The organism is Vibrio neptunius, from assembly GCF_000967495.1.
In the GTDB taxonomy this organism is placed as follows: Bacteria; Pseudomonadota; Gammaproteobacteria; order Enterobacterales; family Vibrionaceae; genus Vibrio; species Vibrio neptunius.
The window spans coordinates 50,889-74,942 of record NZ_JXXU01000018.1; the positions used below are offsets into that span (position 1 = coordinate 50,889).

Annotated in this window: 20 protein-coding genes; 6 read left to right on the forward strand and 14 right to left on the reverse strand. The window is 44.7% G+C overall.

Features of this window, described 5'->3' with window-relative positions; all coding sequences use genetic code 11:
- Positions 1-19: 19 nt before the first annotated feature.
- Genes TW84_RS06760 through TW84_RS06770 form a run of 3 tightly spaced genes read right to left on the reverse strand, consistent with a single transcriptional unit; the run spans position 20 to position 5,125 of the window.
- A complete protein-coding gene (locus TW84_RS06760; protein WP_045974893.1) occupies positions 20-3,109 on the reverse strand; it encodes an efflux RND transporter permease subunit in 3,090 nt (1,029 codons plus the stop codon).
- Positions 3,106-4,248, reverse strand: a complete 1,143-nt coding sequence (locus TW84_RS06765) for an efflux RND transporter periplasmic adaptor subunit (RefSeq protein WP_045974894.1) — start codon at positions 4,246-4,248, stop codon at positions 3,106-3,108. The genes TW84_RS06760 and TW84_RS06765 overlap by 4 nt, the downstream gene beginning before the upstream one ends.
- On the reverse strand, positions 4,238-5,125 hold the full coding sequence (locus TW84_RS06770) for an ABC transporter six-transmembrane domain-containing protein (protein WP_045974895.1): 888 nt from the start codon (positions 5,123-5,125) through the stop codon (positions 4,238-4,240). Before TW84_RS06770 ends, TW84_RS06765 begins: the two co-directional genes overlap by 11 nt.
- 414 nt (positions 5,126-5,539) lie before the next feature.
- Here TW84_RS06770 and TW84_RS06775 point away from each other — a divergent pair, with 414 nt between their 5' ends.
- Both TW84_RS06775 and TW84_RS06780 read left to right on the forward strand, forming a co-directional pair.
- Complete coding sequence (locus TW84_RS06775) at positions 5,540-6,727, forward strand: acyl-homoserine-lactone synthase (protein ID WP_045974896.1); 1,188 nt, start codon at positions 5,540-5,542, stop codon at positions 6,725-6,727.
- A gap of 1 nt (position 6,728) precedes the next feature.
- Positions 6,729-9,242: a hybrid sensor histidine kinase/response regulator gene (locus TW84_RS06780; RefSeq protein WP_045974897.1), complete on the forward strand. Its 2,514-nt coding sequence runs from the start codon at positions 6,729-6,731 to the stop codon at positions 9,240-9,242.
- 229 nt (positions 9,243-9,471) lie between these two features.
- Here the strand turns inward: TW84_RS06780 and TW84_RS06785 are convergent, their stop codons facing one another.
- The 5 genes from TW84_RS06785 to TW84_RS06805 form a co-directional block, all read right to left on the reverse strand.
- Complete coding sequence (locus tag TW84_RS06785) at positions 9,472-10,470, reverse strand: succinylglutamate desuccinylase/aspartoacylase family protein (RefSeq protein WP_045974898.1); 999 nt, start codon at positions 10,468-10,470, stop codon at positions 9,472-9,474.
- Between the two features lie 13 nt (positions 10,471-10,483).
- A complete protein-coding gene (locus tag TW84_RS06790; RefSeq protein WP_045974899.1) occupies positions 10,484-10,912 on the reverse strand; it encodes a MarR family winged helix-turn-helix transcriptional regulator in 429 nt (142 codons plus the stop codon).
- A 258-nt stretch (positions 10,913-11,170) separates the two neighbouring features.
- Complete coding sequence (locus TW84_RS06795) at positions 11,171-12,076, reverse strand: DMT family transporter (protein ID WP_045974900.1); 906 nt, start codon at positions 12,074-12,076, stop codon at positions 11,171-11,173.
- A gap of 1 nt (position 12,077) precedes the next feature.
- Positions 12,078-12,821, reverse strand: coding sequence for a 2OG-Fe dioxygenase family protein (locus TW84_RS06800; RefSeq protein ID WP_045974901.1), 744 nt, complete (start codon positions 12,819-12,821; stop codon positions 12,078-12,080).
- Between the two features lie 12 nt (positions 12,822-12,833).
- Positions 12,834-14,048 carry an argininosuccinate synthase-related protein gene (locus TW84_RS06805; protein ID WP_045974902.1) on the reverse strand — a complete coding sequence of 405 codons (1,215 nt, stop codon included), beginning with the start codon at positions 14,046-14,048 and terminating at the stop codon, positions 12,834-12,836.
- A 105-nt stretch (positions 14,049-14,153) separates the two neighbouring features.
- On the opposite strand from TW84_RS06805, the gene TW84_RS06810 reads away from it, so the two are divergent.
- Positions 14,154-15,065 carry a LysR family transcriptional regulator gene (locus TW84_RS06810; protein WP_045974903.1) on the forward strand — a complete coding sequence of 304 codons (912 nt, stop codon included), beginning with the start codon at positions 14,154-14,156 and terminating at the stop codon, positions 15,063-15,065.
- 222 nt (positions 15,066-15,287) lie between these two features.
- On the opposite strand, the gene TW84_RS06815 is transcribed toward TW84_RS06810, so the two are convergent.
- Complete coding sequence (locus TW84_RS06815; protein ID WP_045974904.1) at positions 15,288-16,895, reverse strand: NAD(P)/FAD-dependent oxidoreductase; 1,608 nt, start codon at positions 16,893-16,895, stop codon at positions 15,288-15,290.
- A 205-nt stretch (positions 16,896-17,100) separates the two neighbouring features.
- Between TW84_RS06815 and fdxA the strand changes: the two genes are divergently transcribed.
- The gene (gene fdxA, locus TW84_RS06820; protein ID WP_045974905.1) at positions 17,101-17,424 is read left to right on the forward strand and encodes a ferredoxin FdxA; all 324 of its coding nucleotides are present in this window, start codon (positions 17,101-17,103) and stop codon (positions 17,422-17,424) included.
- A gap of 65 nt (positions 17,425-17,489) precedes the next feature.
- Here fdxA and TW84_RS06825 read toward each other — a convergent pair whose 3' ends face one another.
- Positions 17,490-18,227, reverse strand: a complete 738-nt coding sequence (locus TW84_RS06825) for an RNA methyltransferase (protein WP_045974906.1) — start codon at positions 18,225-18,227, stop codon at positions 17,490-17,492.
- A gap of 136 nt (positions 18,228-18,363) precedes the next feature.
- Complete coding sequence (locus TW84_RS06830; protein ID WP_045974907.1) at positions 18,364-19,542, reverse strand: MFS transporter; 1,179 nt, start codon at positions 19,540-19,542, stop codon at positions 18,364-18,366.
- Positions 19,543-19,755: 213 nt separating this feature from the next.
- Here TW84_RS06830 and TW84_RS06835 point away from each other — a divergent pair, with 213 nt between their 5' ends.
- The gene (locus TW84_RS06835) at positions 19,756-20,259 is read left to right on the forward strand and encodes a GNAT family N-acetyltransferase (protein ID WP_045974908.1); all 504 of its coding nucleotides are present in this window, start codon (positions 19,756-19,758) and stop codon (positions 20,257-20,259) included.
- Positions 20,260-20,278: 19 nt separating this feature from the next.
- Here the strand turns inward: TW84_RS06835 and TW84_RS06840 are convergent, their stop codons facing one another.
- Both TW84_RS06840 and TW84_RS06845 read right to left on the reverse strand, forming a co-directional pair.
- Positions 20,279-21,253 (reverse strand): phosphotransferase, encoded by a 975-nt coding sequence (locus TW84_RS06840; RefSeq protein ID WP_045974909.1) that lies wholly within the window; start codon positions 21,251-21,253, stop codon positions 20,279-20,281.
- The gene (locus TW84_RS06845) at positions 21,250-21,537 is read right to left on the reverse strand and encodes a GNAT family N-acetyltransferase (protein ID WP_045974910.1); all 288 of its coding nucleotides are present in this window, start codon (positions 21,535-21,537) and stop codon (positions 21,250-21,252) included. Before TW84_RS06845 ends, TW84_RS06840 begins: the two co-directional genes overlap by 4 nt.
- 172 nt (positions 21,538-21,709) lie before the next feature.
- Between TW84_RS06845 and TW84_RS06850 the strand changes: the two genes are divergently transcribed.
- Entirely contained in the window at positions 21,710-22,447 is a 738-nt protein-coding gene (locus TW84_RS06850; RefSeq protein WP_045974911.1) for a PilZ domain-containing protein, read from the forward strand.
- Between the two features lie 70 nt (positions 22,448-22,517).
- Here TW84_RS06850 and TW84_RS06855 read toward each other — a convergent pair whose 3' ends face one another.
- A complete protein-coding gene (locus TW84_RS06855) occupies positions 22,518-23,948 on the reverse strand; it encodes a methyl-accepting chemotaxis protein (protein WP_045974912.1) in 1,431 nt (476 codons plus the stop codon).
- Positions 23,949-24,054: the final 106 nt, after the last annotated feature.

A 24,054-nucleotide genomic window follows, 5' to 3' on the forward strand; every position in this document is an offset into this window, starting at 1 on the left:
AAATCAATCACGCTCAGCATTAAGCTCCCTCCAATGCCAATTCATCTTCGACAGGCTTTGGCGCTTTACGACTGGTCATCCCCAGCAGTATTGGTATCAGAAGCAGGGTTACAGCCGTAGCAAATAGCTCACCAAACACCAATGAAACCGCTGCAGGTTTTAAGTACTGCGCTTGCTCTGCGGTCTCACTGAGTAGCGGCAGCAAACCACATACCGTTGTAATAGTCGTGAGGAAAATCGCCCTCAATCGACTGGTACCAGCCGTGATCAAGGCCTGTTTAAGCGGCACACCGCTACGATACTCAGCATTAAAGCGCGTGATCAGTACCAATGAGTCATTGATCACTATTCCCGTCATTGCCATCATGCCGAACATAGACAGCAAACTGATTGGCAGATCCATCAAGTAGTGACCGAAAATAGCGCCAGAAAAACCAAATGGAATCACTGCCATGATAATGAACGGCTGCCAGTAAGATTTCAGCGGAACCGCCAACAAGATGTAAATCAGCAGAATGGTCAAAATCATCGCAGAGCGGAAGCCGTCTGAAACTTCACCAATCTCTTCAAATTCGCCGCCTGCTTTGATCTGAACCCCTGGATACTGCTGATGCAGCGTTTTGATCTCAGGGCTAAGCTGAGCCATAGTCTGCTCAGGCGCCTGAACGTCTCGGCTCTGCTTCCAATAGAGGTTTACCACTTGCTCACGATTACGTCGGTAGAGGATCTGAGGCTCCTGCTCATGACGAAATTCAGCAATATCACCGAGTAAGACACTCTTTCCTTTAGGCAGCAATACCATAGTCTGCTCAAGCTGAGCGAGGGTTTTACGCTCTGAACGAGGGTATTGCAGCAGCACCTTGGTTTCTTGGCCTTGTTCCAACAAGCGATGAATTTCTCGCTCACCAAATGCCTCACCCGCCAATCGCGCCAATTTGTCTTGCGTCAATCCGAGCTGCTGACCGTATTTATTCAACACTAACCGCACCTGAGGCTGGCCGCTTTTACCGTCATCATAAATATCCGCTACGCCAGGCAAAGCGGCCAGTTTGTCCGCCAATTGACTACTGACGCGCTCAGCGAGCTCTAGGTCGCTGGACGATATCGAGATGAATGTTCCACCAGCAGGCGCCTCAGCCGCACTAAACTGAACCGAATATGCTCCTTCAATACTTCCAGTATGAGTACGCCAACTATCGGCCAGTAAATTACCCGGCAAGAGGCTCAGGGCTTCACTGGTTAGCTCAGCGGTCACTTCCACCTCTCCATAACCATCGGACCACGCAAGCAGGTTGACCACGGGTGGCTGGCTCAACGGATAGTCTCGCATCAGCTCGTCTTCGACGTTGATCATCGCCTGTTCGATTTGATCTAAAGCTTTCTTTTGTAGAGGTAAAGGGGCACCGTCTTCTAGCTCAACTTTCGCGGTAACGTATCGACCCGGGATTTCAGGGAAAATGGCACTTCGGATCGTCCCAGTAGACCACATGCCATATGCCAGTACGATCGCGGCTACAAAGCCCAACAGTGATGCCAATCTATAATCCAGTACCTTTTCCAAGGTAGGTTTGTACACTCTGAAATTGAACCACTCCAAACCGCCTTGAGCGACAGACTGAATGCGAGAGAAAATGCCATTAGATTTTTTACTCACGGACAACTGTGCTAGGTGCGATGGCAGAATGAACTTACTTTCAATCAGGGAGAAGAGCAGCGCAAATATCACCACAGCGGAGAACCCAGCCAGAATCTTGGCAAAATCGTTGTTAATCCAAAGCATTGGCGAAAATGCCGCGATGGTGGTCAAAACACCGAATACCGTTGCAACGGAAACCGAGTGCACGCCGTGCCACGCTGCTTTGCGCCCACTCGCATGTTTACCTCGTTGTTCGTGAATGGCCTCGCCTACGACAACGGCATCGTCAACTAGAATCCCCAACACCAGAATGAAGCCAAACAAAGTGATGTCATTGATGCTGTAGTTAGCTAATTGCATCGCCCCTAAGGTACCTGCGATAGCGACTGGTATACCTACGGCTACCCAAAATGCCAATTTCAGCTCTAGAAAAATGCCTAGTAGCACCACAACAATCAAAAGGCCTTGCCACGCATTATCACCGAGCCTGAACAGTTGCTCTTCAATATAGGGCGCCATGTCTGCCATGGTATTCAGCTCAATGTCTGAAGGCAGGATTTTGCGTTGCTGAGCCAAGGTATCCTTAATTGCATCGCTCACTTTGAGCAGGTTGTCGGTCTGGCTGGTGCTGATCAGCAGAGCGATTGCGTTGATGCCATTATTACGGACGATGGAGCCACTGCGCTCATAGCCACGACTCAGCGTAGCGATGTCACCTAAATAGACGGTACCGGATGGACGAGAGACGATCGCCAGACGACGCAGCTTCTGTACGTCATCGGCGTAGCCATCACCACGGATGACCATGCGGCCCTTGTCACTGATCAGCTCACCCGTGCGAGACTCAAGTGACATCTGTCCGATGCTGGTGGCTAAATCTTCCAGACTCAAACCCAGTTTCTTGAGCTGTGCTGGATCTGGCTCAATAATAAGTTGTGGCTTGCGACTTCCCCAGTTGGATACTTTAGAAATCTTGGGATTACTTTTTAGCGCTTGCTCGACCTGTCTTGCGATGGGTTGAAGTTGCTCATCGCTGCGTGGCCCCGAAACGACAACAAAAGCAGCCAAGTTGGTAAATTCATTTCTAACCACCTGCGGCTTTTCAGCTTGAGCAGGAAAACCATTGATCGCATTCACTCGATTACGTACATCATCCAGCAGCTTATTGAGGTCGGCGCTGCTGGTTTTGCGTACAACAACGCTCGACATTCCTGCGCTAGACTGGCTAGTCACCTGTTTAATACCAGAGATACCACTGATGGACTCTTCAATTCGCTGCGTAACACTCTCATCAATCTGTTTAGCTGTACCTCCCGGGTAGACAACATTGATCACAACCGATGACGGCGCAATCTGCGGAAAGGACTCCACACGGAGTTGACCAAACGCCATAACACCACTGGCGATGATCGCGAGCATCAACAGATTCGCCCCTACTGGGTTGTTGATAAACCACTTAGTCAGCCAGCTCATTGATTACCCTCCTGCTTCGCGACCAATATCTGCGCAGCTTGAGGAACGACTTGCTTCCCCGGTAGCATCGACAGCAGTGGGTACACCACCACCTGACGTGCCTTAGCGCTGTCCTGATCAAAGCGGGCATAAACCTGATTACGCGCTTGTCCTACTTGCGTAATCCACTCTTTCTGCAATCGGTTCTGCTCATCAAGTGTCCAGACGTATCCATCTCGTGTGATAGCACTGAGTGGCAAGGTCACAATTTCAGGCCGTAAGCCGAGACTAACGATGACTTTCACCTGTTGATTGGGCAGTAAACGAGTCATTCCTTGATAAGGTTCGCGAACAGACAAAACCACTTGTCGCTGACGTGTGGTTGGATCAGCCTGCGGCGAGACATATCGAACTTGTGCCTGCCACTCGCTGCCATCTCGATTCACAATTGTAATCTCAGGCTGACGCAACACGGATTGCACCTGCTGCCAGTGAATTTCCGAAACAGGCAGCTCGACATCCAGTGAGTCGCTGGCGGCGAGTTCAAAAGTCACCTGTCCGGCTTCCAACCATTCACCGGGGCTGATGTTACGACGCATGATCACAGCATCAAACGGCGCTGCAATACTTGCTTCCTCAAGCAACTTTGCTGCACTGGTGTAAGCCTGTTTTGCCTGTGCCAACTCTGCCTTGGCTGCCAACACCTGTGGCTCACGGCGAGCAAACGGTGAGCTTTTGGTCGGTGATAGCATTTTTAACGCGACCGTTTGTTCGTGCTGTGCCTGTTTAAGGTTTAATTCTGCCTGCTTAACGCTGCTGTTCGCCTGAGCCAAATTAGACTCTAAAGCGCTGGTGTTGAGCTTCGCCAACAAGGTACCTTTTTTCACCAATACACCCGGTTCGATATCGGGGTTCAACCACGCCAACTGAGCGCTGCTTGAAGCCTTAAGCTGGATCGGCCAACGCGCAGTTGTTGTTGCCAGCAAAGTCAAATTGGAATCGTGATCTTCCGGCGTCACTTGCAGTACCGAAACCGGGGTTTTGCTCGGCGCTTTTTGCTCAATCACAACTGGCTGAGGCTCTAAAACATCCACAACCACCAATGCCGCGAAAATTGCCCCGCAGCCAGCTAATATTGCAAGAGTCTTTTTAAATTTCATAAGGCTTATCCTCTACAGCCAATTGAGCGGGGTTTTGATTTAGTCGTTGGCTGATCTCCATCAGACGCGACAAGGTTTGCAGTGTGATAGGCAACATCACTGCCGTTTCCACGAATTCCAATGAGTAAGTTACGATGGAAAAAACCTGACCTACTGTAGGATCAATAAGGATGCTGACCATCCAAAGGTTGGTTAGGACTGCTGCAAATAAGACAATAAAGATCAGCCCATACACCAGCGCTTCGGTATCTGACAATTTGATTTCACAGCGTTTCAAGCGTTCAAAGTGCGTTCTAATCGCCGCGAAAGGCTGACCGCTAAGCACGCGAACCTGTTGCTCTAACTGATCGTTTAACGCGCCATTAAGTCGCGTAAATGTTTGATGGAACAGAGCATAAATCAGCAGCATACTCAGCCCTGCGACCAACACGCATAATGCAAGTTTGATGTGAAAAGTGGCGAGAATGACAACCGTAGCGACCAACTGCACAACGGCAGTAATCAGCGATGGTAAATCTTCCTCTAGAAAATCCACCAGCTCGCGGGACATGGACAGTCGGGCATCTTTGACTGAGACTGATTGACCGCGCAAATTACGCTCAACCAAATTGGACAACCGCACTCGGATCCCGCCATAAACACGAGTATCGTAAAAACGACGGGCAACACTGAGTACCACCAGTACAAATAAGATCGCTGCAAACATAAGTAACGGCTGCAAGTTTTGTTTGAGCACACCATCAATAGCAAAGCCAATAAACAGCGGCAGCAAAATCATAAATACGTTCTCAGCCAGTACCATCAGCCAAGTCAGCATGACTTTAATGGGACTCAGCCGGATAACGGATCGAAGTGTGATGGGTTGATTGAACAGCATTATTGACCCCACAAATAATTGTGATGCCAGTATTACCAATTATTAATCAGAAAAAGTGTCCCAAATTGCTGTTTTGGTCGCCCCGCTTAGAAAACTACTTTATTTTCGTCACTAATAGATTCCATCATAGTGATAGGATTGTCACTATAATTATATCGCGTCGCATATTTGATACCTTAACAGGCAAACAGGAAATGGTAATATATACACAGCTCTCTAAGAATTAACTTCGCTTAAATTTTACTTTCACTTGCGGGTCAACTGAATGGGTAATATGGCGTACACTAAAATTAAAACTATCACCAAAAATGCTGCTCACATCGCTTTTCTTAGCATGGCAACACGCACACCCTCATGATATATTTGAAAATTATAAAACACAAAAAATTATTAATATTATCAATAAGGTACGTCATGACGCTTGATTTTAATCTGGATGTTCTATCGAATAAAAATTTGCCCATTAAAGAAAAGAAACAAAGTCTGATTGACCTTGTTCTTACTCATTGTAGCAAAAAACAAAGAGCTGAAATTTTTCTTAGCGTAACTAACATGCGTAAAAAGCAGTTAGTCACTCTGTTCCCAAAATATAGATTGCGAAGCCTTTCAACACTATTTGAATTAATGGACTATCATGACTTAATAACACAGTATCCTAGTTCATTTCCTGAAAATATCCGTAATTTAGAATATCAAGCTTCATGTTGTTTCTCTCACTGGCTAGAATTTTGGTGTCAATGTGAAATAGAAGCGATAAAAAAAGATTCTACGGCTATCAATCAAGTTAATTCAGATAACAAAATATCATTCGACGATAATGATTATGCTTGTATGTTAGTTGACAAAATCGAGAATTCAGGACTAATCGTCAAAATGCCCGGTTATGCCAACATTATGTCGCTTAAAGATGCAATTACCCTTAGTAACCTAGAACAATTTGTAAAGGGTGAGAAGTGGTATGAGATGCTGCCTCTACTTTCCTTATCACAAAAAGGAAAACACTTTATCCTCTATAAAGACAACCCTAATGAACCATACCCTACTCTGGTCGCTTCTGCACTCGTACAAGATTGGGACAATCAAACTAACTGGCTAAGTTACACTCCTCAATTTACTAATAACAAATGGACATTTTGCTTACCCAATCAAGCCTACTATGAATTTTATCACTACCGGCTATTTGACAATCAATCCTTACCATCTTGTGACTCTCTTTCAGAGTTTGACCATTACTTTAAGCGTACGCTATCAAACACAGAGCAAGTATGTGAAGTTTTACGTTTAGCCGTCAATGGAAGCACACAGCAAAAGCTCTACTTTTTATACTTAGCACAGAAAAAACTCATGAACTTAATGCATAAGAGTGGATATAAATTTGGCTTTACAGTTATAGAGCAGGTTTTTATGCTAAACTATTACCAATCAATTAGTGAAAATGCATACTTCCATGCGGGTTATTGTGATATAAATGACGACCATAGAATCACTTACCGTGGTTTCTGGAATTTTGAGAAGATGGCGGAAGCATTAAACAATACTCAATTCCGTGAATATAAACGAGCCGTGTTTTCACAGAAGCAACTATGTTCCTTAAATGAATGATATGTCTGACTTAGATTCAATTGTTATACTTTACCCTAAAGCAATAACCCTGATTATTGTAATAGCCGCAGTACTACTATGGATTATTTATTATTGCTTTAGAGTCAAAAATAATGAAAAAATCATAGGCTCATATCATGCCTCTTATATTGCCTATTCTCTGTGTATTATTTCGTGGATAGGCTGTAATTTTTACTTTCATACCGGACTTCTTCCTTATCTAGGTCATGATATGGGGGTTTTCATGGCTAAACTGGCGAATCTCGCCTCTTTTTTTGCATTCGCCTTTGCTTACTATCTATCATGCCAACTTGTCGCAGATAAGAAAAAGTCCAAAGTACCACTGTGGCAAAAAACCACTTTCATGATTGCTTCTGCATATGCCATATATATTAATGTTCAATCAGGACTAACCGTAAAAAACATACAAATCGAGGGGCCAAGTCAGTTTGTCTTAATTTTTGGACCTCATACCTTTTACTTTTTTATTATTCTAGTGCTCTTTGTGTTACTTACGCTAGTAAACCTGATGGCAATGAGAAGCAATATAGGCAGAATCGCGCAGGCCAAAAACAACTACATGATTGCTGGTATTTTAATCTTTATGATATCTACCGTAATCATACACCTTGGTGTTACCTATTTCTTTGGCGATTTTTCTCTAACGTGGCTACCTCCAGTTTTGTCTATTAGTGAAACTCTACTCTTTGGCTATGCCTTATTAACAACCCGCTTCTACAGCTTTAAATATCTGGTATACACAACAACAAGTGCGCTTTTAGTCAGCGGAATTTTCGCCGTTTTTTTAAGCTATGTTTTCGCCCCATTAGTGCACAAAGATGCCTTATTTTTGATCCCAGCGATTGCATTTATTGGTACGACTTGGCATTTACTTTACAAGCACATCAGTCGCTATGTCTCTCTGCTTATCTATGGAAACAAGAATACTCTAGTACAGCAAATTCTCGCATTAGAGGAAGACTTCAAGTTATCCATTGACGATGCGATGGAACGTTTGAGTTGTTTACTCAATATTCCTAACGATAAGTTACGATTGGTCACCAGTGATGATGCTGATTCCAGCTACAAAGGTTTTCTATCTTCCAATGACTCAATATTGTTGTTAGATGAACTGTCTGAAATCAATGAAAATAGACGTGATTTAAAGAGCCCGGTAAAAGCACTATGTGATGAGATGACTTCCAATAATATCGCTTTGGTTATGCCCCTTTCCGATCAGTGTCAATCGATAACGCACTTGCTCATTTCATCGCACAAAATCAACAAACAGCTTTTCTCCAGTGAAGAGATTTCAGCCCTAAAAATACTTTTAAGTCGCATACAAAGCTCGATTGAAGCCGATCAAAAAATTAACCAAAACCGGGTACTCGCTCATTCTATCGCTCATGAGATGCGTAATCCTCTCGCACAAGTGCAATTGAAGTTAGAGGCACTAAAACAGCGTATTTATAACAATGGACCAATAGAACAGACCCAGATTGATATAGAGGATAGCTTACAAGCGATACTCCGAGGTCGACAGTTGATCGACCTGATTCTTCGAGAGGTCAACAGCTCTGTCACAGAACATGATTTAACAACATTTACTTCTATTCACACAGCGGTTAAGTATGCCGTAGATCAATACGGCTTTGAAAATAGTGTGCTCATGGAAAGAATCCAACTCCCTGAACACACTGATTTTGTAATTAAAGTGAACGAAACACTCTTCAACTTCGTTATCTTTAATCTAATCCGCAACGCGGTTTACTATTTTGAAGAATACCCAAATAGCTGCATTGAGATGAGCACCCATACAGAGTTGTATGGAAATGTACTTGTTTTTCGGGATACAGGACCAGGAATCGATGAGTCGGTTGCAGATAAGATCTTCGATGATTTCTTCTCTTACCAAAAGAGTGGCGGAAGTGGCCTCGGTCTGGGTTATTGTCAGCGCGTCATGCGCTCATTTGGAGGCAAAATCGAGTGTCGATCAAAGCTAGGAGAATTTACAGAATTTCATTTGTATTTTCCTATCGCACCAAATGCTCCTGCTTTAGACACATTCGATATACCTGACTTGGCAAACAACCCTAAAACTCAACGCAATTCCCAACAGTCACACGAGGCAAACGTTGATGTTCACAACGATGGACCGACCGTACTTATCGTTGATGATCAAAAAGTCCAACGCTCCCTTGCACAAATGTACTTGAATCAGCTTGGAATCAATAGCATACAAGCAAATAACGGTAAAAATGCTATTGACGTATTTAAAACGACCCAAGTCGATCTTGTTTTAATGGACATTCAGATGCCTGTGATGAACGGTTTTGATGCAAGTCGGAAAATCAAACAACTTTCGCCCGAGACTCCAATTATCGCATTGTCTGGCGAAACAGGAGACATAGAACTGGAGAAGATTTACCACCTAATGGATGGTCGCTTGGATAAGCCTACAACGCTACCCGCTCTGAGACATGTTTTGGCGGACCGATTCGAAGCCATAACTTAACCTTACGGACCCCCGTTTAACAACAAGTTATGCTCCACCTGACGATGACTTAACGCACACCACAAGCTAAGGTCAACACTCAGTACCGCAATATTGATTCAGGTATCAGCGCTAGTGGATAACAGTAGAAGCCTTTTTACCAAGTAGCTATTATCATACGAGCAAAGGCGATGATGTTTTCACCGCTCAATCTCACTGTTCATGGGACGATAATCATAGCAAGTCATAATCAATCTATAAGACGAACAATCAATGAACCAGGCGCTCGCACGGATTCGACATTGTGACTAATGACTGTCGCTCTTATTGGAGAGTAATAGATCTGAATTTCATCACCAAAACTGTTGTACTGAGTTGCCAAAATCTGCCCCTGCTCGACTAACTCCATCAACTCAACATGGCACACAACAAACCCTCCCTGCTCCGCCCGAACACTGGTAATTCGCTCTCCCTCAAGACAAGGGAAGTCCGCAATGGCAAGGTCGCCGTCAATCAGCGCGTAATCTTTGAAAATGTTGAGGACACCATTAGTGGCACGCTGAATCATCTCCAAGTCCGTGTATCGACCTATCCCTACTTCAATGGTGATGGATGGAATATCAGCTCGGTTATACACTGTTTCTAAAATGCCAGGATCTCCAGGGTCATTGAGAATCACATCAGAGTTGATAAGCCTTGCCATACGAATCGAATCATCCAAGCGATAATCAGCGAAAACATATAAGGGATAAGCAGAGCCACTAGTCTGAGAATGAAGATCGATAGCCAAATCCGCATTGGGTTTCAGCAAGTTCTCCCAAAGACTATTGGCATAGCGGCTAGCATCATCACCATTTGGGTTACCAGGGAACACACGGTTAAGGTTGGCGGAAGAGCTATCGGGGGCTGCAGAATGAAAGTCTCGACTATGCCTTGCTATGCCAGAAAGATTAACAGTAGGCACTATGGTAATACAGCCGCAAATAGATTTACCTTCCAACTCACGTGCCAATTTTTGTGCTGTTAGAATTCCATTTTGCTCGTCACCATGAACACCTGCGGTAATCATGATACGTTTCCCCGGCTTATCACCTTTAAACACACGTACGGGCAATGTCTGCGGATGGCCAATAGCATCTGTGGCAACCGCAAACCAGAACTTGTGCTCCCCAGGTTCCAATGCATTCACGTCCAACGCTTGTATTGTTGGATACATAGGGACAATGCATTCATTTAGTGGCTTAGTCATTAATTCCTCTCCCTCAAACAGCAACGACCATTTTTTGCAGTAGGCGAATGATTTCACCACGTTCTTCAGGTTCAAGCATGCTAAGCAACTTTTGATTAATCGCAATAGGGATAGGGACCAAGGTATCCTTTAACGCTCTTCCCTCATTGGTCAAATAAATACGAAAAGCGCGACGACTGTTGGGGTCAGGGTGACGCTCAACCAAACCTAAACTTTCCAACTTATCAAGAGTGCGAGTTGTCGTTGAATTTTCCACTTTAGATTTCTGAGCGATATCGCGTTGAGTCACGCCTTCTTCTTCCCACAAACACATAAGAGTCGGCCAAAGGGCAAGTGTTAACCCATGCTTCTTGAGTTCCGTATCCAAGGTTTTCGCAGCATCATTCGCCACTACATTGATCAGCCAACCAAAGCTGCTTTGTCTATCAAACGTCTCACTCATTGATGAGTTCTCTCAACCAGTAAATTTATAAAGAAAAGGCAATAATTGTCATGGTAACTGATGTCGCTATAACTAGCACTAGCAAAGCTTAAAGTTGAGAAACAAACACATGACCGTAAGACGGGAGCACGTCCTTCTGAACACCACAGTATCGTCGATAAGAGGCATAACTGGGTTCAACTGCTGTTGAAAATCAGTCCATAGGATGTGATTAGCTTAAGTCGGTAGTAAAAAGCGGACCCCATAGTCCGCTTTGCTTTAAGATTCCTTTGTCGAGGTAACTACCACACTAAATAGAATCAGAGCCCCGCCTAAGATTTGTATCGTACTGAGCGATTCTTGCAACCAAACCATGGCGAATATGGCGCCGAACAGAGGTTCACTGCCCATCAGCAAGGAAACGCGCGTCGGAGACGTGCGGCGCACTGCGTAGTTCTGAACATAAAATGCAAACAAGGTACAGAACAAGACGAGGTAGGTGACTGTCAGCCAAAACTCAAATGAAGCAGGAATAACAAATTCAGATGCGGGTAAATACGTCATTGCACAGACAATAGCCACCGATGCCACCACCAAAGATTGAAGTGACGTTAACGTTGATGTGGTGATCGCCTTACCTTCCGTAAACCGCTTGGTCATAGTGACCATCAATGCACGCAGGAAAGCCGCCGTGAGAATAAAGTAATCGCCACTGTTTAGAGAAAACTCTACCGTCTCTTTGCTAGTGAGTAACAAAACACCAACCACACTACAAACCGTTAAACCCCATAAGGTGTTGCTGATCTTCTTCTTATTAATAAACAGCTCGGCGAAAGCGGTCAGAATGACAGATAGACTTATCAAAAACGCAGCGTTAGATGCTGAGGTTTGGGAAACCCCAAACACTTCACAGAAAAAAATCGCCGATAGAATCAAACCGGTGGGAATCGCTATCTTCCAGTCTTTATTCAATCCTCGGCGAAAGTCTCGAATCACCACAGGTAGCATACACAAAAAGGTGATCGAAAATCGTATCGAGATAAACAACAAAACACTCGTATGGACCAAAGCACTTTTAGTCAGGCCGTAACTCGTTCCCCAAAATACCGCTACGAGTAAAAGTAGCAACTCTGTGAGGGGAAACCTCACACTTCCTTTTTTTAACGAATCAGCAGCCGTTGTCATCTCAATCCTCCATCCGTGTGAATGCTATTACGAGTACGTCCCTATAGGCGCACTTTTCCAAATCAACGGGTGTAATCGGCGAGACTTCATGCATCGTCTGCTTATCATTCGCCAACACTAAATCAAAAGTTTTATCCAACATCAGCTCTTCGCGCAAACATCGGCTCGCGTCGGTAATTTTGGTCACTCCCCCCATAACGTTTACTCGATTGATCATCAGAGAAGCAATGAAGGTCACACCGTCACGATGAAGCCCTTCAGGTGTCGGCTGCCCTTGTTGCGAACCATTAGTGACAATTCGATACGGGTGTAGACGAATGTTCCAGTTAGCGGATGTATTTAACGCGGCATCATAGATATCACCCAACATCAGCAGCAGTCTCTCCAACAATACGGAAGTCACAAACTTATCGCTGAGCGGTGCAAAATGACGCTCAATATCACCGTTCAATGAATTGATAAAGGCTGGTTGAACATAAGGCTCATGAGGAAGCATGCTAATCTCGCGTTGAGCCGCCAGTTTCGTAAACTGACCATAGCGCCGATAACGATAGGTCCCTCCGTCTGCCATATAGTTGTCGCGTTCCAATGTGCTCCAGCATTGCTTAAAACGCACGACCTCATCAACATTGGTCTCTAGCAACACTGTCATTTGCCGGCCAGTTACAAAAACATAATCATCATTTTTCAATGTATTAGCTATGCCAGAGAGAATCTCTGTTGTCTCACCCTGAGTAAAATTCATCGGTCGCGGTTCCTATGCTAACTGACGACTTGACCTAGATTGATCGGTAAGCTCAATGGCACGTTGAGCTCTCTGGCGAGCTACATCAATCTCCCATTCATCTCTATTACGAAGATACTTTGGCTCATCGGCCACAATGCTAGAGGGCATGAAATGCCCTCTAGACAATTGAAAAGAGACACTGCCAGAAACGAACTCGGCAGTGTGAGCGATGAACGCATAGCTTGCACATTGCAACAGGCTTCCCCATCGGCCCTCTACGGCCTCCTGAGTCCACATATCGTTATGCAATGCCTTCGCTTTGAGAACATCTGTAGGTAAAGTTGCCGTTTCCAGTAACTTATAAGCCTTTATCAGAACTAAGGCAGCGGGCGCTTCTCGCACCTCTAGTACCTTTTCATCCTGATCGAGATGGTCGAACCCTACAAAACGACCAATCTCATACGCGCCAACGTAGTTGTTAATGAAGGCAATTAACTCGAGTAAATTAATCGGTTTATCGTTTAGTGTAACGGGATAGCCCTTTCTGAAACCGATTTTAATTTGATCATTGTCTAATTGTTTCTCTGGTTGCCACTTTGACCAGGTAAACAAAGAATCTGAAACCACAAAACTTTCCGGATCGTCCAAAACGCCAGATTCAAACTCTCGACACCACAAGTTGGAATCACCGCTAATATTTCTGGACTTGAATCCAACTAAACCGGAATGAAACAGGGCCTGCGCTTTATCTTCACGAGACAGTGCCGAGTATTCATATGGCGAACCGTAATAACCGCCAAAACCCGATTTTTCAATCGCACCGTTTAAACGACGCAGGCTATTTTGCGATTGATTTGCAGTGTGGATAATAGCGTCACAATTCAGTAGGTCCGCTAACTCGACTGCTTTTTTCACAATGATAGGTCGCGAAAGAGAAGAGCTGACTGGATAGTCATTCAAATACATAGCTTGAGCCTGAATCGCTGAGACTAAGCTATGTTCAACAAATTCCTGTCTTGCATCGATGATCTTGAGGTCAAAACCATAGTGATCCGTGATTAATTTTAACTTAGAGTGTTCTATCCCATCACCCAAATCAACGGCAACCGCCGTGACCTTCACATCACAATTCTTTAGCAGATCCAGCACATAAGAGCTGTCTAGCCCACCACTAAATAAGGTCAAGATATGATTAGCTACCTTTGCAACGGTCTTAACATCGCCGATGCTTCTTATTTTTTTCACACATCCGTCCTTGAATCATTCTGCGATACTGTCAATTGACTTAATTAGTATCCATAAGTAACTTTGACGAAACAATATAGCCAAAATGCAAAGGATAATTGCACTGTGGACACAAATAAACTAATCCCTCTCTTATCTGAGATGGCAATTTTCGTCAATGTGGTCGAGTCTGGAAGCTTTTCTGGAACTGCTAAGAAGCTAGGGGTGTCACCTTCTTCGGTGAGTCGTTCCATCACCCGCTTGGAAAATGCGTTACAAGAAAAGCTGCTTGAGAGAACCACTAGACAGATGCGCCTAAGTACAACCGGACAAGAGGTCTACAGTTTATGTAGCGACATGATGAACTCGGCGAAAATGGCCATCTCTGCGGCTCAGGTAGATAAAACCGACATTTCAGGTTCTTTGCGTGTGGCCGCACCCAAAGCACTCTCTCGGCAAGTTTTAATGCCGATGCTTCTCGACTTCATTGACCATTTCCCCAATATTTCTTTACAACTCAAAGTGGCTGATCACTATATTGATCCTATTGGTGATGAGGTAGACGTCATAATTCACATAACCGATAACCCTACTGAGGGCTTGATTGCTAGGCAACTCGGTCAGTGTCGTTTAGTTATGTGCGCCAGCCCTGCTTACTTACAAAGCAATGGTACACCAACTCACCCCGAAGACATTGATCAGCACAATTGTTTATGTTTAGGAGAAAATCCGAAGGATAGAGTGTGGGAATTTACCAACAACAAAAAAAAACTATCGATGAGCGTCACTGGATCATTCGCCGTAAATCACAGTGAAATTAGACGCGAAGCCGTTTTGCGTGGTGTCGGGATCTCAGTGTTTCCTGAATTTGCGATTCAATCTTACATAGACTCTGGGCAAGTGATAGAAGTGTTGCCTGATTGGCACGTAGGAGGGAACTATCAAGGTAAGATCATCGCTCAATATGCGCAATCTAAGTATATTCCAAGCCAAATCAAAACTTTTATCGAGTATCTACAAGACCGTTTTAATCAGTAACCCAAGCAAAAGCCCAAGACAAGTTCTGGTTTTGTTCTGTAGCCTACAAGCATGAGCGCTCGTTATTATTCGATGCATAGACCAGAATATCTCCGAGTTGACAGTCAAGTTGAATTTAATGTGGGTGTTAAATGGAACATAGATTAGCTAAGGGATAGCGACAGGTTGGCTCCTCTGTTAGTACAGAAGAGCCGAAGAGTTTGCTTACGTGAATGACACCTTTTACAGATCGGACACCATCGCCTTGGACAAAGCTTCCGCAACCTTAATCCCATCAATACCAGCAGAAAGGATACCCCCTGCGTACCCAGCACCTTCACCCGCGGGGTAGAAACCTTTTAGGTTAATGCTCTGGAAATCTTTGCCGCGCTTGATACACACCGGTGACGAGGTACGAGTTTCGACCCCAGTGAGCAAACCATCCTCAGATGCAAAGCCTTTAATCTTCTTATCAAACGCTGGAATGGCTTCTCGAATCGCCTCGATTGCAAACTCCGGTAGCGCTTTAGAAATATCTGTCAGATGGATACCTGGCGTAAATGATGGTTGAACGTCACCGAGCTCACTTGGATCGCGACCTTTCAGGAAATCACCAATTTTCTGTGCTGGTGCATCATAGTTCTCACCACCTAGAACATAAGCACCTGACTCTAGCTCACGCTGGAAACGGATACCAGCAAGGGGATCACCAGGGTAATCACGCTCAGGATCAATACCTACCACGATGGCACTGTTTGCGTTGCGTTCCGAGCGTGAATACTGGCTCATACCATTAGTCACAACGCGACCCTCTTCTGACGTTGCGGCAACCACTGTGCCACCCGGGCACATACAGAAGCTGTATACAGTGCGGCCATTCTTACAATGGTGAACTAACTTATAGTCCGCAGCACCTAAAATTGGATTACCTGCGTTAGGGCCAAAACGTGCTTCATCAATCGTCGATTGCTTATGCTCAACACGGAAGCCCACAGAAAACGGCTTAGCTTCCATATAAACGCCACGGTCGTGCAGCATTTCAAAGGTGTCACGCGCACTGTGTCCAACCGCTAACACAACATAGCGAGATTGAATCTCTTCACCGTTCGATAACGTTAGACCTGTAATTTGGTCTCCATCCATGTGGATGTCATCAACACGGGTGCTAAAGCGAATTTCACCACCCAACTCGATGATTCTCGCACGCATTTTCTCAATCATGGTCACCAGTTTAAAGGTACCAATATGTGGTTTACTGACGTATAGAATTTCTTCTGGAGCGCCCGCTTCCACGAACTCAGTAATCACCTTTCTTCCGTAGAAGTTGGGATCTTTAACCTGACTGTAGAGTTTGCCGTCGGAAAACGTACCTGCGCCACCCTCACCGAACTGTACATTTGATTCTGTGTTTAGAGTACGTTTGCGCCAAAAACCAAATGTATCCTTGGTACGCTCACGAACTTCTTTACCTCGCTCGACCACAATCGGCTTAAAGCCACTTTGCGCTAAAATCAACGCAGCAAACAAGCCACAAGGGCCGAAGCCGATAACCACCGGACGTTCAGTGATGTTCTCTGGTGCCGTAGCAACAAACTTGTACTCCATGTCTGGTGTCTGTTTAACATGCGGATCATCAACAAATTTCGCTAACAGTTGCTCCTCGTTTTCAACGACAACGTCAAGCGTGTAAATCAACAGAATATTTGTCTTTTTACGAGCATCGTAACCACGTCGGAATAAATTGAAAGAGATCACTTGGTCTTCAGAAATACCGAGTTTTTGGGTAATGGCGGCAATCAGTGCCTCTTCCTCGTGGTCGAGAGGGAGTTTAATTTCAGTTAAACGTATCATGTTGATGTCTCGTAATATCAGGTGTCTTAGCCAGAATCGCTCAGCGACCAGCTCACAATGGCGCGCATTTTACGAGAATTTGAATTGTCTGTCATACTAAATCAGACCGCATCAGTAACAATAACTATGCTGGATATTGAATTTTCGCTTGGGATGAGTATTATCCCCATTCCTCAACTTTTGACTAACTTAAGAGCGGATCATCATGGCGTTCGTCGTAACCGATAACTGCATTCAATGTAAATATACTGACTGTGTCGCAGTATGCCCTGCAGATGCCTTCCACGAAGGGCCAAACTTCATGGTGATCAATCCTATTGAGTGTATTGACTGCGGCTTATGTGTTGATGAATGTGACGCGAATGCTATTTTTCAGGAAGACGAAGTGCCTGAGGACCAAACGCTTTACGTTGAGTTAAATGCCGAACTCGCCGAACTATGGCCCGTGCAAACCGAAGTTAAGCCAGCAATGGATGAAGCTGAGAAGTGGAATGGTGTACCAGACAAGTTAGGTATGTTAGAGAAGTAAAGCTCTCTACCTTCAGATATAAAAAAGCGCAGTAAATCACTGCGCTTTTTTGCATTCAAGACTTTTTATTCATCATGCTGGCGACGTAAGTTATCTAAAATGATCCCCGTCGCCATTGCCACGTTGAGTGACTCTGCACCACCAAAAGCGGGAATGGTTATCTTGTCTGTAACAAACTGAGCCGCTTGCTCACGTATACCATGAGATTCGCTGCCCATCAGAAGAATACCCTCAGAGTTAAACTTCGTTTTGTGGATGCTTTCGCCTTCCAAAAAGGCGCCATATACAGGAATGCTGGCCTGCTCTAAGTAACTTGGCAGATCCAGTTGGCTGACGGTGACACGGCCAAAACTGCCCATAGTGGCACTGATGGTTTTCGGGTTGTACGGGTCGGCGCAATCTTTACTCGCCACAATGTGTTTAATGCCATACCAGTCGGCAACACGAATGATGGTGCCGAGATTACCGGGGTCTGACACGCCATCTAAAGCAATCATCAAACCTTGAGCTTGAGGTACCGTGACCGAAGGAATTTCTACCACCGCAATTGCTGCATTATTACTAATCAGTGTACTGGCTTTAGTGAGATCATCTAATGACGCTTCGATGCATTCAAAATCATCTAATTGATCTTGGTTAGCAGCCAAAAAATCGCCGGTAGCAAAAATCTGTTTCACTTGCAACTCACTGTTCACCAATTCAAGTACGTTCTTTTCGCCTTGGACCAAAAACAGACCGTGCGCTTTGCGCTGTTTCTTTTGGCCTAAAGCACGTAGTAATTTGAGTTGGTTTTTCGAAATCATAATGTATCCAAGGTGAAAACGGGATGTCCCAGATAAAAGCGCGGCAATTATAGAGTAAAGCACCCCAGAGCTAAAGAGTCTCATCCCCATAATCCGGCATCATAAAAAAGTGAAGGCTAAACCTTCGCTTTTCTGTCTAGCTCCAGCGCAGTATTCGTACTTCATTGCCCTCTTCAGGCTTGGCAGGAATATTAAGCGACAAAATGAAGGAAACCACTGCCATTGCCGCACCAATGTAGAATACTGCTGACGGTGACACTAACCAGATAAGGCCAAACGATACCGGGATAAATACCGCTGCAATATGATTAATGGTGAATGACACACCCGCTGTCGAAGCCATGTCAGCAGGATCGGCAATTTTTTGTAGATAGGTTTTAATTGCTAACGCTAAAGCAAAGAATAAATGGTCAATAACGTACAAGGCTGCAGCCCACTCCGCACTTTGCACTAAGCCGTAGCCAATAAAGACAACGATCAAACCTGTGTATTCAAACAACAGTGCTTTACGTTCACCCACTTTACCGATGAACTTGCCAATTCTTTTTGCAAACAAGAAGTTAAACAGGTAGTTGATCAGAAATAGCATGGTGATATCTGCCGCCGAGTAACCAAACTTCTCCACCATCAGGAAGCCTGCGAAAACAGTAAAGATTTGTCGGCGTGCACCACTCATAAACGTCAGCGCGTAGTACAACCAATAACGCTTACGCAGCACCAGCTTCTTATTCTGCTGGACTTGGGTTTGGAACTGAGGAAAGGCAAACGCCATCCAAATCACCAGTAGAAAACCAATGCCGCCAAACGTCAGATAGACCCACTGAAAATCCATGTTAAGCATCTCTAGACAGACCCAAAGCGCACCATAAGTGATTAGCGATGCCAAAGCGCCCACAGAAATAAACTTACCTAACATCTCTGGTGCTTCGTCTTTGGAAAGCCATTGTAGAGACAGCGACTGCTTGAGCGTTTCGAAGTAGTGGAAACCTGTCGACATCAACAAAGTCGTCAATAACAAGCCAAACAGTGAAGGGAAAAAGCCAGTAATAGCGGTACCCAGAGTGAGTGCCCCAAGCGCGAGTAGCATGAACTTCTGTTCGCGAATGAACATCAGAACAAATACGGCGGTGAACGCTAAGAAACCCGGAATTTCACGGACACTTTGAAGAAGACCAATATCAGCACCATCAAAGTTCGCTTTTTCAATAACAAAGTTGTTAAGCAGCGCCATCCAACTAGAAAAAGCGATGGGCACCACAATAGAAATGATGATCAAAAAATTCTGAGGCGTTTTCCAGCCAGCCGACGTGTTCATTTATTATTCCTTTTTATGGGCTCTGAAACACCATAAGTCTTCGACAACAAATAAACAAACTTATTTACAATTTATACGTCTTCGGCACCGCTCACGCTTCAAACGTTTCATATCTAAATTTAGGCCTATTAAAATAAGTTAAAACAATGCTTTATCTTTTTTTATTTGCTCGTTATGGTTGAGTCATGTTTAACCAGTCGAGAAGGTAATAATATGGAAATACTAATTCGCCCTACTCTAGTGAGCGATGCAGCCGCAATGTGTGAAATTTATTCACAACCCAAAGCGCTACGTGAAACTCTACAGCTCCCTCAACCATCAGTAACCATGTGGGCACAACGACTGGAAAACATACCGACAGGGATTTATAGCTTTGTTGCTGAAGTGGATGGAAAGGTGGTCGGAAACATAGGCTTCGAGCACTCCCAGCGCCCGCGAACCGCTCACTGTGGTACTTTTGGACTCGGTGTACATGATGACTATCATGGTATGGGGATCGCTAGTAGGTTGATTGAAACTGTGCTTGATTTAGCAGACAACTGGTTGCAAATAAAGCGCGTTCACCTAGAGGTCAATACGGATAACGAAGCAGCGATCGCGTGCTATAAGAAATTTGGCTTTGAAATCGAAGGTGAGGCAAAGAATGCAACGTTCAGAGAGGGCAAGTACCAAAGTACCTATTACATGGCGAGAATGAAGCATGAGTCATTCAGTTAAATCATGCAAAAGGCTTACCTCACGGGTAAGCCTTTAATAACTCAAGAGCACGATGTGTTAACGCTTCAGTATAAGCGTTTATTTTCCAATGATTCGGGCTCCAGCCTTTTAAGAAACGATGAAAATCCGCCCATGCAATCGCAAAAAGCGGCCGCCAGCTTTGCTCGACATCGTTGGCATCAATGTTAGGGTGTAATTTGTTGAGTGCCAGTTTAAGGTGGGAAAAATAGGTATCCAGAATCCAGCTTTCCATTTCATCGCACTGTTCCGGCTCAACCGCACTACTCATAAAGAGAGCGACGTCTTTCATCGCACAGCCTCGCCCTACATACTGAAAGTCTACTGCAGCAGCTTCACCAGCAGGCGTGAAACAGAAATTCGCCAGCTTGGCATCACCATGGATCAACGTCTGGTACGGAGCTTGGCGAAGGACTTGGTCCATGCGGGCCGCGGCTTGCTTTAATACGTGATCGTCCAACACTTCCAGTTCATCTGGCCTAGTATCCAAGTGCCAATAGCTGCCGACCTCCCACAAACCTGCTCCCCTTTCTCCGATATGCGATGCATGAAACCAAGCAAGCCACTTTAATACCGACTCCATCTGCATCGGCTGTGCACACTGATGCGTTTCGGTAAAACCCAATTGATGTAAATCTTCCATCACTAAAAGGAGTTCTGTGTCTTGCTGCTCAACAAGAATGGGCTTAGGTTGGGGACATTGACAATGGGCTGCTTGCGCAAAGTTCTGATACCAATGCAGCTCAACCTGATAGGATTTCAGTTTACGCTGATGGGAGAGAGCAGTATTCCAACCTCTAGGGTGATGGGAAGGTTGAGGCAACTGAATATGCTTTATCACAATGCTCGTTTGATCAAGATGTACTCTGACCAGCTCTCCATAACCGCCCCACAAAGGTTGTAAAACCTCTACTCGGTGCAATGTACCGAGCCCTAATCTTAGGCATAAACTCTGATAAATAGGGTGTTGTATCATGAGGGGTCAGCAAGCAGGTGAGACCACTCAGGGTGCCGTGACAAATAATGCACAACATAAGAGCACTCTGGCCTAATTGTCACTCCTTGACGCTCAATCTCAGGCAATATGGTTTCCATCATTACCTTGCCATAGCCTTTACCTTTAAGCTCTTCAGGTACCTTTGTAGAAGTGATGACATAGACATCATCTTGCACATTAAACCTCAAAATACCCTCATAATCCGCTTCTAAATGAACGCGAAAAAGAGAGCTAGCGCTATCAAATGTTAACTTATGTGACATATTGACCTCTAAAAGCGATACATGCATCGCAATTATTTGCTATGTTGATATTTAAAACCATAACGATATATAAGAAGTTTAACAGTTTGAGAAACAACACTCACTTCTTGATCTTGAAGAGAAAATAAAACCTGCAGTAAAAATAAGAATAGGCAGGATAAATGGAGGCTAGATGAATACTCAAGCAGTTGCCAACCAAGACAAATCTTCACCCGTTGCAGCAAAAGAAAGGAGTGTGTCAACCCTTACTAGCACTGATGCTCTGGCCATGCTTGAACATGGCGGTGAGCTTACCATGGGAATTACCACACCAGTTGGAACCACATTCCGGTGTAAATCTACCTTTATAGGTACTCACTCTGTAAACCTTGTTCTAGCCGAATTACCTAAAATTTCTGATGACGATTTGGACTTCTTTTTCCAATCGGGTTTTTGGACGGCAGTACGTGCTATCTCCCATCGGGGCGAAGGCGCTATTGTTCACTTTAGGAGCCAGATTGAGCATGTGCTTGCTGAACCTATCCCTATGGTGGCATTAACTATCCCTCATACCATGCAGGTCACCCAGTTACGTAAAGAACCTCGTTATGACGTCAATCTTGACGCTCGTGTTAATGCCTCAACGCATAAGCTCGACTGTCAGATCCGTGACCTATCGAAAAGTGGTTGCCGTTTTATCACAGCACCGCTAAGTCGCGCGTTTCAGGTTGGCGATGAGATTGCTTTAGAAATCAAATCCAGTACGGGCAAATCGAATAAGTTCGAGCCTTTGTTCGGTAAGATATGTAATCTGCAAAGCTCTATGCATTACGCTCGCTACGGTGTCCAATTTGATGAAGCTGGAACGACCAATGCCAAACATTTATTAGCAAACCTAAAATTCGATGGTTCGAAACTGACGCTGCGTTAGATCCTAATCAATACAAAAAAGGCTTGGGGATGAGTTCCATCGACCAAGCCTTTTTTCCTTATAGCAAGCCTTAGGTACGATACTGCTTAAGAATGTCAGCGAGAGATAGCGACGCTTTAGTCAGATTTGCCACCCCTTGAGAAGACTGTTCTGCCACACTGCGTATGGTATTCGATTGAGTGCGGATATCACTCAGTTCAGACGCAATGTCATTGGCCACCGCACTCTGCTCTTCCGCTGAGGTAGAGATCTGAATACTCATGTCCATAATACCGCGCGCCGATTCGGAAATTGATTGAACATCATTGCCAATATCTTCAATCAAGTCACTACTTGTGCGAGCTTGCTCAACAGTCTGTTCGGTAATCGAGGCAATGTTTTGACTTTCAGCCTGCAACTTTTCAATCATTGACTGAATTTCAACGGTCGCCGCTTGAGTACGGCTAGCTAGGGTACGTACCTCATCGGCTACCACTGCAAATCCGCGGCCTTGCTCACCCGCTCGCGCCGCTTCAATCGCGGCATTGAGTGCCAATAGATTCGTTTGCTCTGAAATGGCATTGATCGTCGTGATCACCTCATTTATTTGCGTTGTGTTGTCATTCAAAGTGGCAACGGAACTCGAAGCCTGCTCAATGTAGCTCGACAGTTTGTCTATTTCGCTGATCGCAGACTGAACACGCTTGTGACTGCCATCAATATGCTGCGAGTCCTGCTCAGTTTGCCCCGTTGCTTGCTGTGAAATGTTGGACACCTCTTTCGCGGAAGCGGTCATTTGTTCCATCGCTGTGGCCACAGAATCTAAGGAGCCGTATTGGTTGCTGATCTGAGACTCACTCAACTTCATCTCCTGTTCGAATGAAGCCGAGGTTTCACTTAATGTGTTGGCATTTACCTTAACGTTGTTGACTAAGTCGGTTAACGTATCCATTGCTTTATCAAGGGCACAGCCAATAGTACCAAACTCATCTCGTCCCGGATGAAAACCCAAACGCGAAGTCAGATCACCTTCACCAATCTTTTGAGTCGTGGTGTAAAGCACCCACAACGCGCCGCCAATAAACGTCGCAACCCAGTAGCAAAATACCGCAAAAGGAATCACCCAAACAAAACTAAAGAAGAAACTGGATAGGGCTTGAGATCGTGCTTGCTGATCATGAGACTTATTGTTTAAGGTCAGTTGGTAGACATTGCCATCCTTACCAATTTGCGACACAGTCACAATGCCGTTATTGTAAACAGGCTTACTTACGCTTGACACCTTGCCAATATTGGCTTGGCTAGCTATTGATGCTTCTGTACCCGTACTCAGCATCCCATCAAGTTGATGACTCGCGGCATAAATCGCTGTTTTCTCAATTTGTTCGATTGTAGAGTAATAATTTCCACCAGCGATGCTGCCAACAGCAACAAGGAAAATCGCCAAAATTACCCACATCTTGTCATTGATAGACATTTTAATAAAAAGCTTATCTATCGTTCTGAATTCTACTTCTTTCATGCAACCCCTGCCTCTCCTAACCGAGAACTCCCTATGCGGAATATTAGTTATGTAAAAATATCGGCCTATAAGAGTTATTTATGAGACACGAATCAAGTAACGATGA